Source organism: Knoellia altitudinis (assembly GCF_042666355.1).
Classification (GTDB): Bacteria; Actinomycetota; Actinomycetes; order Actinomycetales; family Dermatophilaceae; genus Knoellia; species Knoellia altitudinis.
The window spans coordinates 571,960-584,690 of sequence record NZ_JBHTDK010000002.1 but is presented as its reverse complement, the minus strand read 5'-3'; the positions used below and the strand labels follow the sequence as shown (position 1 = coordinate 584,690).

The following is a 12,731-nucleotide window of genomic DNA, read 5'->3' as shown; positions in this document are numbered from 1 at the left end:
ACCACCTCGTCCCCGCCCCTGCGACCGACGTGGCGTGCCGCGCAGACCGTTCGCCCTGGACCACCAAGGAGCGTCATGCGCATTCACCTGCCCGCCGCGGCCATCCTCGCGGCAACAGCTCTCACCCTCGCACCGGGACCGGTCACCGCCGCCCCGATCACGCCCGGCGGGTCGACTGAGGTCACCGTCGGCAGCAACGACAACCTGTTCTCGCAGAACAAGCAGAATGAACCGGGTCTGGCCGTCAACCCGGTTGACCCCGCCATCCTCGTCGCCGGTGCCAACGACAACATCGACATGGAGGCCTGCAACGCGGGTGACGACCGCACCTGCCCTTTCACCCCCGGTGTCGGTCTGTCCGGCGTGCAGATCTCGACGGACTCCGGCCGGACCTGGACCCAGCCGACCTACTCGGGCAACTCCGGCCGGGTGACGCCGAGCTGCCTGGGCGCACCTGATCCCGTGGTGGGACAGCCACCGCTGGGCGACACCGGCTGTGTCCCAGACCCGACGGGCCCGATCGGCACGCTCCCCAAGTACTTCGAGAGCGGGATGGTGTCCAACGGTGACCCTGAGCTGGCCTTCGGGCCGGTCCCGGACGCGAACGGAGACTTCTCCTGGGCCAACGGCCAGCGCCTGTACTACGCCAACATCGCGACCAAGGTGCCGGGGCGGAGCCCGTTCGCGGGTGACGCGGCGATCGCCGTCTCACGCACCGATGACATCCCCGGCGCTCTTGCGGGCGACAACGACGCCTGGATGGCACCGGTCGTCGTGACCCGGCAGAATGGCGCGCTGTTCAGCGACAAGGAGCAGCTGTGGGCGGACAACGCCGAGTCGAGCCCGCATTTCGGCAACGCCTACGTGTGCAACGTCGGCTTCCGCGGGTCGGCCGGCTCGGAGCCGGTCCTGTTCTCCCGGTCGACGGACGGTGGCGACACGTGGCACGTGCGCCAGCTCACCGCGGCAACGAACAACGCCCAGACCGGCGGACGCCAGGGCTGCACGATCCGCACCGACAGCGCCGGCGTTGTCTACGTCGTGTGGGAGGGGACTGACATCCGAACCCGTCAAGGTGTCTTCTTCCAGGCCCGGTCGTGGGACGGTGGTGTCCGATTCGAGCGCCCGCGAGCCATTGCCACGGTGGCGAGCATCGGGCAGCTCGACCCAGCTCAGGGAAGGCTGACCATCGACGGCATCGCCGGGTCGCGGACCAACACGTTCCCGAGCCTTGACATCGCCAACGGTGCGCCGTCGGGTGTCGACGCAACCGACCAGGCGGTGATCACATGGTCCGACGACCGCGCCGGCCAGAACCTGGAGCGGGCCTACGTCATCACCTCGACCAACGGCGGCGACTCCTATACGGCACCGGTGAGCGCCAACGACGGCGCCGACCGCGCCAACCAGCCCGCCATCGCGATCTCGCCCGACGGCACGGACGCCTGGCTGGTCTACAACGCCTGGCTGGACCCCTGGCGCAACGATACGACGTCCGTGCGTCGCACCGTCGGAGTTGTTCGGCACGCCGACGTCAGCACCGCAGGCGAGATCGGGCCCTGGACGACTGAACACCGCGGAGCAGTCGGCGACGGCCGTGGATCCAGCGCCAACGGGCTGACTTCGGAGTTCTTCGGCGACTACAACTACGCGGTGGCGACGCGGGAGTTCGGCTCGTTCGTGTGGCAGGACATGCGTGACGGCGCGGTCTGCGCGGCCATCAACGCCTACCGCCAAGCCTTCGTCGATGACGTGCGTGTCGGCGGGGCCGAGCCGATCGTCGGCGACCGACCGCGGAGCCGGGCGCAGGCGGCAGAGCTACCCAATGCCCACTCCACGGCCCTGCGACCCGGACCGAACACCGAGTGTCCGCCCGCGTTCGGCAACTCCTCGATCTACGGCGGTACGTTCAGCGACCCCACACCGTGACGCCGAGGGACAGGTGTCGGTGGGACCGGAGCGGGTGACGGGTCACTCGCCGGGGTAGCGCACCCCGATCTGTGCTCGGACGTCGTCGAGCACCTCCATGATCCGCAGGGTCTCGGCCGCGGGCAGCAGCGGACTCTCGGTGAGACCGGCGTCGACGCAGCGGGCTGCCTCGCACAGCTCGAAGTGCAGGCCATGGGTGCGGTCCTCGGGCTCCCATGAGATGTCGGTCGCAGCGTCGCGGGACACGAAGCGGACCCGTGACGGGGCGTACCAGCTGCTGGCCGGGTTGTCCGGGTCGCCGACCTCGAGCCGACCCGCAGTGCCGTTGATGCTCGCTCGCGTCCACGTGCGTGACGTCATCGTCGCGTGCAGGAGGCCGCGGCCGCCCCGGCTGCCGGTCACGAGGATGCTCTCCTCGGCGTCGACGCCCTCGTCGGTGAGGCGGCCGGTGGCGGTCACGGAGTCGATGCCACCGAGCGCGAAGGACGCGAACGACGTCGGATAGATCCCGAGGTCGAGCAGGGCGCCGCCGGCGAGGGCAGGGTCGGAGAGGCGTTGCGGGCCACCGGGATGGAGCGGCTGGCCGTGGTCGGCGAAGACGGTCTCGACGTCACCGAGCAGGTCGTTCTCGAGGCACTGCCGCACGACGTCGATGCCGGGCAGGAAGCGCGTCCACATGGCCTCCATCGCGAGGAGCCCCTTGGCCTTCGCGGTGTCGAGGATGTCGCGCGCCTCGGCGGCGTTGCGCGCGAAGGCCTTCTCGACGAGGACGTGCTTGCCGGCGTCGAGCGCGAGCCGGGCGTGCGCGTGGTGCTCGGAGTGCGGTGTGGCGACGTAGACGATGTCGACGTCGGGGTCGCCCACCAGCTCTTCATAGGACCCGTATGCCGTGTGCGCACCGAACTCGTCCGCGAAGCCCTGCGCTCGGGTCAGCTCGCGCGAGGCGACGGCCTGGATCACCTGGTCGGTCTCGGCGCGCAGGGCGGTGGCTGTCGAGCGGGCGATCCCGCCGGGGCCGAGGATGCCCCACCGGAGGGTGGGAGCGGTGCGGGGGTCGGGGGTGCGGGGGGCGGGGAGTGTCGTGGTCACGGGTCCATCGTCTCGCAACCGGCGCAGGAGATGCCGTCCGCGCCGCCAACTCCGGTCGGCGGGTCGCCGAGCAAGGGCTGGGGGAGTCGTCGGCTCGGCCAGCTATTTCCGTCACCGTCCACGGCCAGCGGTGAGAGGATGACGCTTCGAGGACGTCAGGGGCACCCCCGAGGGCATGCGCTCTGCGTCCTCGTCTCCACCACGATGTCGAGGAGCACGATGAACCCAGGACTGTGCCTCCGACCCCGGCGCGGGGCAGACCCTCGACGCCGACGAGCACCCGCGCTCGTGGTGGTCGCCATGCTGCTGCTCGCCGGCTGTCAGGACGGTGGCGTCCCCGACGCCGCACCGACGCAGCAGACGACCGAGGGTGGGACCGGACTGACCAACCCCGTGTGGCGCAGCAACTTCCCCGACCCACAGATCGTGAAGGACGAGGACGGCTACGTCGCCTTCGCCACGAATGGCAACGGCATGAATGTCCAGACCCTGACCAGCACGGACCTCGTCGAGTGGAGCCAGGGCTCGGACGCGCTGCCAGAGCTGCCCGCCTGGACCTTCCCGGGCAAGGTGTGGGCTCCCGAGGCGGCCCGCTTCGGCGACTCGTGGGTCATGTACTACACGACCAGGGCGCCCAACCCGGAGATCCAGTGCATCGGGGTGGCTGTCGCGGACGAGCCCGAGGGGCCCTACCTCGACAACCGACCCGGACCGCTGGTCTGCGAGGCGGACCGGGGCGGGTCGATCGACGCCTCGCCGTTCGTCGCCGCGGACGGCAAGGCCTACCTGTACTGGAAGAACGACGGGAACGCCGTCGGTGTCGACACCTGGATCTCCGTCCAGCCGCTGTCACCCGACGGGACGGGCCTCGTCGGCAAGCCACGGCGGCTGCTCAAGCAGGACCTTGCCTGGGAGGGGGAGCTGGTCGAGGCCCCGAGCCTGATGGAGCGCGACGGGACGTTCCACCTCTTCTACTCGGCCAACGACTTCGGTTCCGACCGGTATGCCGTGGGCCACGCGACGTCGTCGTCACCCCTCGGGCCCTTCGTCAAGACCCCCGAACCTGTGCTCGTGAGCACCGAGGCCGCGGCTGGCCCGGGTCACTGCTCTCTCGTCGAGAAGGACGGGAAGGTCTGGATGGTCTACCACGCGTGGGCACCGGACGCGGTCGGCTCGGAGGTGCCGGGCCGGACGATGTGGCTCAGCGAGGTGACCTTCGACGGGAAGTCGGTCCGGGTCGAGCCGCCGGCGACGACAGGTGCACGGCGTCCCTGACCCGCGCCGCGGCACACGCACGATCACCGGTGCCGGCACCGAGACCTTGGGTGACTGTCGGTGGCACGGCATACCGTGGACCCATGCGTCCCACCACTGACCTGAAGCGCACCGTCGCACCGCTCCGGGTCGTCTCCGACTTCGAGCCCGCCGGTGACCAGCCGACGGCCATCAAGGACCTGACCGAGCGGATCAACGCCGGTCAGCAGAACGTCGTGCTCCTCGGCGCCACGGGCACCGGCAAGTCCGCGACCGCGGCCTGGCTCGTCGAGCAGGTGCAGCGGCCGACGCTCGTCATGGCGCCCAACAAGACGCTGGCTGCCCAGCTGGCCAACGAGTTCCGGGAGCTGTTGCCCAACAACGCCGTCGAGTACTTCGTGAGCTACTACGACTACTACCAGCCCGAGGCCTACGTCCCGCAGACGGACACCTACATCGAGAAGGACAGCTCGATCAACGACGAGGTCGAGCGGCTCCGGCACTCGGCGACCAACTCGCTGCTGACGCGTCGCGACGTCATCGTCGTCGCGTCCGTGTCCTGCATCTATGGGCTCGGCACCCCGCAGGAGTACGTCGACAGGATGGTGCAGCTGCGGGTGGGCGACGAGCTCGACCGTGACGACCTCCTGCGAAGGTTCGTGCAGATGCAGTACACCCGCAACGACCTCGCCTTCACCCGCGGGACCTTTCGGGTTCGCGGCGACACGGTCGAGATCATCCCGATGTACGAAGAGCTCGCCGTGCGCATCGAGTTCTTCGGTGACGAGGTCGACAAGATCTACACGCTGCACCCGCTCACCGGCGAGATCGTCCGCGAGGAGACCGAGATGTACGTCTTCCCGGCGTCGCACTACGTCGCCGGCCCGGACCGCATGGAGCGCGCCATCGCGGGGATCGAGCACGAGCTCGAGGAGCAGCTGAAGACGTTCGAGAGCCAGGGCAAGCTGCTCGAGGCCCAACGGCTCCGTATGCGCACGACCTATGACATCGAGATGATGCGTCAGGTGGGGTCGTGCTCGGGGATCGAGAACTACTCGATGCACCTCGACGGGCGCACCGCGGGCTCGGCGCCCAACTGCCTGCTCGACTACTTCCCCGAGGACTTCCTCCTCGTCCTCGACGAGTCGCACGTGACGGTGCCGCAGATCGGGGCGATGTACGAAGGCGACGCGTCGCGCAAGCGCACCCTGGTCGACCACGGCTTCCGGTTGCCGTCGGCGATGGACAACCGCCCGCTCAAGTGGGAGGAGTTCCTCGAGCGCATCGGCCAGACCGTCTACCTGTCGGCGACTCCGGGCAACTACGAGATGGCGCAGGCCGACGGGGTCGTCGAGCAGATCATCCGCCCGACCGGCCTCATCGACCCCGAGATCGTGCTCAAGCCGACCAAGGGGCAGATCGACGACCTGCTGCACGAGATCAACCAACGGGCAGCGCGCAACGAGCGGGTGCTCGTCACGACGCTGACCAAGAAGATGGCCGAGGACCTCACCGACTACCTCCTGGACAAGGGCGTGCGGGTCCGCTACCTGCACTCCGACATCGACACCCTGCGCCGGGTCGAGCTGCTGCGGGAGCTGCGGATGGGGGAGTACGACGTCCTCGTCGGCATCAACCTGCTCCGTGAGGGACTCGACCTCCCCGAGGTGTCGCTCGTGTCGATCCTCGACGCCGACAAGGAGGGCTTCCTCCGGTCGGCGCGCTCCCTGATCCAGACCATCGGTCGTGCCGCCCGAAACGTCTCAGGGCAGGTCCACATGTATGCCGACAAGGTCACCCCGTCGATGCAGGAGGCAGTCGACGAGACGAGCCGTCGGCGCGCGAAGCAGGTCGCCTACAACCTCGAGCGGGGCGTCGACCCCCAGCCCCTGCGCAAGAAGATCGCCGACATCACCGACCTGCTCGAGCGCGAGGACGCCGACACCGAGGCGCTGCTCGGCTCTGGTCGGGCCCGGTCGCGCGGGAAGAGCGACGGTGGCCGGGGTGGTCGCGGAGCGCTGGCCGCCGACGCCGTCACCGTGGGAGCCGGTCGACTCGAGAACATCGCCGCCGGTGACCTGGCCAACCTCATCCAGGAGCTCACCACGCAGATGCACCAGGCTGCGGGTGACCTGCACTTCGAGCTGGCCGCGCGGCTGCGCGACGAGGTGGGGGACCTCAAGAAGGAGCTCCGGCAGATGAGCGAAGGCACGAGGTGACCTCCACAGACCTGACGGGCGAGCGCGCATGACGCCCGAGGAGGTCACTGCCTACGCGTTGGCCAAGCCGGGCGCGTGGGCCGACCAGCCGTGGGAGGGGGACGACGTCGCCAAGGTCGGCGACAAGATCTTCGCCTTCCTCGGTGGACTGGGTGCGGCGGACGGCCCACGGGTGGGCGTCAAGCTGGGGTCGCGCGCCGAGGCCGATGAGTGGATCGCGGAGTTCCCCGACGACGCGAGCGTGTCGCCCTACATCGGACGCCACGGGTGGAACACGCTGGCGATCGGCGGAGCGATCCCCGACGACGCGCTGCGCGAGGCGATCGACACCTCGTACGACCTCGTCGTCGCCAAGCTGCCGCGGGGTCAGCGACCGGCGAGCTCGTCGAGCAGCTCCAGCTGACGCGTCCAGGCGCTCGAGTCCACGTCGATGACGACGAAGTGGTCCCCGTCCACCTCGCTCGCCGTGGCGTCGGCGCCCGCACGAGCTGCCGCTGCGACGTAGTCCGTGGACTGGCTCAGCGGCACGGTCTCGTCGTTGCGACCGTGGATGCACCGCACGGGGACTTCGAGGGGGATCTGCTGCTGGGGATCGTAGGGACGGTCGGCGTCGGTCGGCACGTGCCCCAGCAGCGCGGCGGCGGCCTCACCACCGAGGCCTGCGTCATGTGCTGACCTCAGGTCGAGCACCCCGGCCTGCGAGACGGCTCCGGTGACATGGACCTTCGCGCGCTGCCACTGCGTCTGGTGCTGTCGTCCCGCTGCCCAGACCGCGAGGTGTCCGCCGGCGGAGTGGCCGAGCGTCAGGGTCGTGGTCGTGTCGACGTCCTCGATCTCGGCGAGACGGTCGATGGCGGTGTGGACGTCGTCGAACGTCGCCGGCGCGCCCCCACCGTTGCCCACCCGGCGGTACTCGATGTTCCAGGCGGTCCAGCCACGCTCCGCGAGCGAGGCGGCGAGCGGTCGGCCGAGCTCGAGGTCGTACTCCGCCTTCCAGAAGCCGCCGTGGATCACCACGACGACGCCCTTGCTCGTGCCCGTCGGCCTGGTCAGCTCACCGAACTGGCTCGGGTCGTCGCCGTAGGTGATCCGCATCGGTTGGTCCTCTTCGTCGGTGCTGGGGGAGTCGGAGGGCCCACACGCCGTCAGGGAAAGGCCGGCCGCTGCCGCGATCAGGGTTCTCCGGGTGGGCACCCACGCAGCGTATGCCGCCACATCGTCACTGGCCGTCGCAGGCAAGTGCCGGTTCGCCGCAGTCCCATCCGCACTCCGCGCGCAGAGCGCACTGCGTGCTCCCGCCAGCCCCAGCCAGCGGTGAGCCGGCACTTGCCCGCTCCTTGTCGTGTCTCGCCGCGGTCGAACTCCCGCTACGAACGTGTTCGTGCCGGGCGGGACCAGCGGAGGGCGGGCCCACTCCGGTCCGCCGAATTCTCGCTACGAACTTGTTCGTGCCGCGCGTGACCAGCGGAGGGCGGGCCCACTTCGGTGGTCAGGATTCATCTCATGAGCGAAGCCATGCGGAGCGGAGGGCGGGCCCACTCCGGTCCGCCGAATTCTCGCTACGAACTTGTTCGTGCGAGAATCGGCGGAGCGGAGGGGAGTATCCCCAGCGCGGTCTCCTCGTCATCACGGCGGCTCATCGCCCGGGGAGCCGGTCCGTCCACTGGACGGGAGAGACCTCCGGGCCCTTGACCCCACCCCGGAAGGTTCCGCGTTGCACTCCCTCACGACCCTCACGGCGGCGACGCCATCAATGAACGTCGCCACCTGGCAGTGGTTCCTCACCATCGGCATCGCCGCAGCAGTCCTGCTGTTCGACGTCGTGATGATCGCCCGGAACCCACACCGGCCGTCGACCAAGGAACTCACCATCACGCTGTCGTTCTACGTCGGCGCCGCGATCCTCTTCGGCGTCTGGGTGTGGTTGAGCCACGGCAGCCAGCTCGCAGGTGAGTTCTATGCCGGATGGCTGACCGAGTACTCGCTCTCGGTCGACAACCTCTTCATCTTCCTGCTCATCATGGCCAAGTTCGCCGTGCCCGAGAAGTTCCAGCAGACCGCCCTCATGTGGGGCATCATCATCGCGATCGTCCTGCGTGGCATCTTCATCGCCGTGGGTGCGGCGGCCATCAACAACTTCTCCTGGGTCTTCTACATCTTCGGTGCGTTCCTCATCTACACCGCGTTCAAGCTCGCGACCGAGGGTGAGAGCGACGACGAGGAGTACGAGGAGAACCGCTTCATGAAGTGGGTCGAGTCGACGTTCCCTTCGACGAAGGAGTGGAGCACCAAGCTCCTCACCAAGGAGAACGGCAAGCGGGTCCTCACTCCGCTCTTCATCGTCGTGCTGGCACTCGGCACGACCGACCTGCTCTTCGCGCTCGACTCGATCCCGGCGATCTATGGCCTGACCCAGGAGCCTTACCTCGTCCTTACCGCGAACCTCTTCGCCCTCATGGGTCTGCGGCAGCTGTACTTCCTGCTCGGCGGCCTGCTGCAGAAGCTCGTCTACCTCAGCCTGGGACTCTCGGTCCTGCTGGCGTTCATCGGCGTCAAGCTCATCCTGCACGCGCTCCACGAGAACGAGCTGCCGTTCCTCAACGGTGGCGAGCACTTCAACGTGCCGGACATCCCGATCGCGGTCTCGCTCGGCGCGATCGTCGTCATCCTCGGTATCACGACCGTGGCCAGCCTCTGGAAGACGCGACGCGACGAGAAGGCGGAGATCAACGCCTGAGGTGAGCGGGCGGCATACGCCGCCAAAGCGTCTAGGACCCCGTCGACTCGGCGGGGTCCTTGCGCGCTCCGAGGCCGAGCACGATCGCTGAGGCGAGCACGACGAGCGCCATCCCCAGCAGCTGCCACCCGTGCAGGCTCTGACTGAGGATGAGGAGCCCGGCAAGGGCCGCGACCGCTGGCTCGAGGCTGAGGAGGATGCCGAAGACCTGGGTGCTCAGGCGGCGCAGGGCCACGATCTCGAGGGAGTACGGCAGCACAGACGACATCACCGCGATCCCAAGGCCCTTGGCGATGAGCTCGCCGTTCCACTCAGGGACCGACGCCAGCCCGAACGGGAGTGTGACGACCGTGGCCACGACCATGGCGAGCGCCAGCCCCTCGAGCTTCTCGAACTCGGCTCCGGTGCGCCCGCTGAAGATGATGTATGCCGCCCAGAAGGCTCCCGCGGTCGCGGCCAGTCCCAGCCCGGTCAGGTTGAGCTCGGCGAAGGGCACCGACAGCGCCTCCGAGATGAGGAGCACGCCGCCGGCAGCTGCGACGACGGCGAGGAGGTCGACGGCCCGGCGCGACATGGCCGCAGCGAGGAGCAGGGGTCCGAGGAACTCGATGGTCACGGCCACGCCGATGGGCAGGTGCGCCAGCGACCCGTAGAACGTGAAGTTCATCAGCCCGAGTGCGAGGCCGAAGCCGATGACGGTGAGCCACGCCCGTCGAGAGTGCCCTCGCCAGCGCGGCCGCGCGATCCCGAGCAGGATGACGGTGGCGAAGAGCAGGCGCATGACCACCGAACCACCGGCCCCGATCTCGGGGACGAGGGTGGCCGCCAGCGCGCCACCGAACTGCACCGAGACGATGCCTGCGAGGACGAGGATCGGGGCTGGCACGGACTCGAGTCGGGACACCTCGTCAGGCTAGGTCGAGCGCGTCACCAGCCACGGTCACGCCACTCCGTGAGATGCGGCCGCTCGGCACCGAGCGTGGTGTCACCGCCGTGTCCGGGATAGACCCACGTGTCGTCGTCGTAGACGTCGAAGACCCGGGTCGTGACGTCCTCGATGAGGCTGTCGAAGCTCTGGTACTCGTAGCGGGTCGTCGCCCCGACTCCACCGGGGAAGAGCGAGTCTCCGGTGAAGAGATGGGTGTGCCCGGCGGGGTCGCCGTAGGCCAGCGCCACAGAGCCCGGCGTGTGGCCGCGCAGGTGGACGACGTCGAGCTCGCACTGTCCCACCGTGATCCGATCACCCTGTGCCAGAAGCACATCGGGTCGGACCGGGAGGGCTTCGGCGTCGTCGCGCCCGGCATACGTGCGAGGGTGGAACGCCTCGACGAGGTCGGGGAGCGCGCGCACGTGGTCCCAGTGCTGGTGGGTGGTGACGAGGTGCTCGAGGCTGCCGGTGCCTTCGCGGACGAGCGTCCTGAGCCGACCCGGGTCGTCGGCGGCGTCGACGAGCAGCTGCTCCCCGGTGGCGCGACAGGTGAGGAGGTAGGCGTTGTTGGACATCTCCGACACGGCGACCTTGCGGATGACGAGGTGGTCCAGCTCGCGGACCTGGGTCGCGTCGCCCGAGGAGACGTCGCCGGTGTAGCCCGGAGCCTCGGACATGGTCACAGCCCGGCCGTGAGGTCGGGCAGGCTCTCGCCACGCACCCCGGACGGGTCCTGGCGAGCCAGCCAGCGCAGTATGCCGGCGCGCGAGCCGACGATGTCGGCGCCACCGTCGCCGATCGACCAGACATCGCCCTCGTCGCTGCGGAGCGTGAGCGATGGGCAGTCGGGCGCGCCCTGCTGGCGCTTCAGCTCGTTCTCGATGAAGAGGACCTGGAGGTCGCCGGCGAGGTCGTGGAAGCCGAACTGGGTGTCGAGGTCGACGTGGTGGTAGACGACCTCGCGAAGTCGCATGAAGAGCAGCATGCCACCCTTGAACGTGGGCCCCCCGGGAGTGCGCTCGAGGACGAGGTCCCGGTGCTCGGGGGTGAGCCTGCGGAGCGCGGTGGCGAGCGGCGCGGCGGTCGCCTCGACGTCGTCGACCACGACCTCAGCCCCACGACCGACACCGGCGTCGATGTCCCCGTCGCGCGCCTCCGGGGAGGCATACATCGTCTCGCCCGTCCCGTCGACGGCTGCCGCGACGAGCCGGCACAGGGCCTCCGCGTTGCGCGCGACGTGGTTGAGGACATGGTCGCGTGTCCAGCCCTCGCACAGACTGGGCGCCGCGAGGTCGTCGGCGCTGCGGGCGTCGGCGACGAGTCGGGCGGTGTGGTCGTCGATGGCAGCCAGGAGGTCGGTCACGACGTCAGGCTACGCGCGAGCGCCACAGCGTGCCGTCCCCCTGCACATCCGTCGTCACCACCCACACCCCGTCACCGTGGACGACCGCGGACGCGGGCGATCCGACCGGCCCGGCCGCGACGGACCACCGTGATCCGGAGCGGCGCAGGACCGAGCTGCCGCGGTCGGACGGTGCGATGACGAGGACGCCGTCGCCAAGGAGGAGCGGCGCGAGAGCCGTCGCCGACTCCGGGACGACGACATCGGGTATGCCGTCCAGCTGGGTTGCGCTCGTGCCCACCACCTCCCACGTGGCGAGCTTCCCGCCCACCACGCCCGAGACGAGGCATCGGTGCTCCGAGCAGGTGGCCGCGTGGGCCAGGGCGGCGTCGGTGCCTCCCTGGCGGCGGGGGAGGTCGATCCGGGTCCACGGCCCGTCTGCGTCCGGCGAGGTCCAGACGGCGGGGTCGACGCGCACGGAGCCAGGCGCGAGGCGGGTGACCGAGCCCGAGAGCATGAGCCCCTCTCCGGCGGACGTGATGGCGGTGGCGGAGACGAGGAGCTGTGGGGTGCTGCCGAGCGGCGTCCCCGTGGACGTCTGCCGGGCCCATCGCGAGCCCGTGCGCGTCCAGGTCGCGATGTCGAGGCCGGTGCGTTCGCTCTGCCAGGCGCCGAGGATCACGGGTGACCCGGCGGCATACGCCAGGCCGACCAGGTCTCCCGCTCCATAGCTGCCGAAGACCCCGAAGGGCTGCTCCTGCTCGGCGACCGAGTCGGCCGTTCCGGACCAGGTCGTCCAGCGGTAGTTGCCGTGGGCGCCACCTCGAGCACCGGCGACGGCGTCGATGCGCCCGGCACGGGTCGCGACCTGGAACCAGCGCCCTTCGAAGGCGTAGCCGGACCGGGGGGTGAGCCCGAGCTCGCGCCACTGCCCCGACCCTGTCCCCGTCAGCAGGTGGGGTCGCGGTCGTCCTGGCCCGTAGGCACCGACGAGGACGGAGTCGTCGTTGCTGGTGAGGGTGACCGCGGAGAGGTCCGCGGGCAGGGGCACGGGCTCCCACGAGAGCGGGCGAGGGTCCTCGCCGGGCGGCCTCGACGCCTCGGATGGCTCGGACGACGTCACGGCAGGGGCGGGGGTGTCCGCGCTGCACGCGCTCGCGAGCAGACCGGACACCAAGACGACTCCGAGGAGGAGCGGACGCACGCCCACGTCTGTCACTGTAGGGGCGCAAG

At 69.6% G+C, this 12,731-nt stretch carries 11 protein-coding genes; 5 read left to right on the top strand and 6 right to left on the bottom strand.

Annotated features, from left to right (window positions below; translation table 11 throughout):
* The first annotated feature begins 75 nt into the window (after positions 1-75).
* Positions 76-1,929: a hypothetical protein gene (locus ACFQW8_RS17545; protein WP_380089607.1), complete on the top strand. Its 1,854-nt coding sequence runs from the start codon at positions 76-78 to the stop codon at positions 1,927-1,929.
* A gap of 42 nt (positions 1,930-1,971) precedes the next feature.
* Here the strand turns inward: ACFQW8_RS17545 and ACFQW8_RS17540 are convergent, their stop codons facing one another.
* Positions 1,972-3,018 (bottom strand): Gfo/Idh/MocA family protein, encoded by a 1,047-nt coding sequence (locus ACFQW8_RS17540; RefSeq protein WP_380089605.1) that lies wholly within the window; start codon positions 3,016-3,018, stop codon positions 1,972-1,974.
* Between the two features lie 300 nt (positions 3,019-3,318).
* Between ACFQW8_RS17540 and ACFQW8_RS17535 the strand changes: the two genes are divergently transcribed.
* The 3 genes from ACFQW8_RS17535 to ACFQW8_RS17525 all read left to right on the top strand — a co-directional run bounded on the left by ACFQW8_RS17535 (position 3,319) and on the right by ACFQW8_RS17525 (position 6,894).
* A complete protein-coding gene (locus ACFQW8_RS17535) occupies positions 3,319-4,293 on the top strand; it encodes a glycoside hydrolase family 43 protein (RefSeq protein WP_380089603.1) in 975 nt (324 codons plus the stop codon).
* Between the two features lie 83 nt (positions 4,294-4,376).
* On the top strand, positions 4,377-6,491 hold the full coding sequence (uvrB, locus tag ACFQW8_RS17530; RefSeq protein WP_380089601.1) for an excinuclease ABC subunit UvrB: 2,115 nt from the start codon (positions 4,377-4,379) through the stop codon (positions 6,489-6,491).
* A 28-nt stretch (positions 6,492-6,519) separates the two neighbouring features.
* Positions 6,520-6,894 carry an MmcQ/YjbR family DNA-binding protein gene (locus tag ACFQW8_RS17525; protein WP_380089600.1) on the top strand — a complete coding sequence of 125 codons (375 nt, stop codon included), beginning with the start codon at positions 6,520-6,522 and terminating at the stop codon, positions 6,892-6,894.
* Here the strand turns inward: ACFQW8_RS17525 and ACFQW8_RS17520 are convergent.
* Positions 6,858-7,685, bottom strand: coding sequence for an alpha/beta hydrolase family protein (locus ACFQW8_RS17520; RefSeq protein WP_380089598.1), 828 nt, complete (start codon positions 7,683-7,685; stop codon positions 6,858-6,860). The two genes, ACFQW8_RS17525 and ACFQW8_RS17520, sit on opposite strands and share 37 nt — an antisense overlap.
* Positions 7,686-8,244: 559 nt before the next feature.
* On the opposite strand from ACFQW8_RS17520, the gene ACFQW8_RS17515 reads away from it, so the two are divergent.
* Entirely contained in the window at positions 8,245-9,228 is a 984-nt protein-coding gene (locus ACFQW8_RS17515) for a TerC family protein (RefSeq protein WP_380089818.1), read from the top strand.
* A gap of 31 nt (positions 9,229-9,259) precedes the next feature.
* On the opposite strand, the gene ACFQW8_RS17510 is transcribed toward ACFQW8_RS17515, so the two are convergent.
* From ACFQW8_RS17510 to ACFQW8_RS17495, 4 genes are read right to left on the bottom strand one after another with little or no spacing between them, the layout of a single operon-like run.
* Positions 9,260-10,132, bottom strand: coding sequence for an EamA family transporter (locus ACFQW8_RS17510; protein WP_380089596.1), 873 nt, complete (start codon positions 10,130-10,132; stop codon positions 9,260-9,262).
* Positions 10,133-10,155: 23 nt separating this feature from the next.
* The gene (locus ACFQW8_RS17505) at positions 10,156-10,833 is read right to left on the bottom strand and encodes an MBL fold metallo-hydrolase (protein WP_380089594.1); all 678 of its coding nucleotides are present in this window, start codon (positions 10,831-10,833) and stop codon (positions 10,156-10,158) included.
* A gap of 2 nt (positions 10,834-10,835) precedes the next feature.
* Positions 10,836-11,519 (bottom strand): maleylpyruvate isomerase N-terminal domain-containing protein, encoded by a 684-nt coding sequence (locus ACFQW8_RS17500; RefSeq protein WP_380089593.1) that lies wholly within the window; start codon positions 11,517-11,519, stop codon positions 10,836-10,838.
* Positions 11,520-11,523: 4 nt separating this feature from the next.
* Entirely contained in the window at positions 11,524-12,708 is a 1,185-nt protein-coding gene (locus ACFQW8_RS17495) for a hypothetical protein (RefSeq protein ID WP_380089591.1), read from the bottom strand.
* Positions 12,709-12,731: the final 23 nt, after the last annotated feature.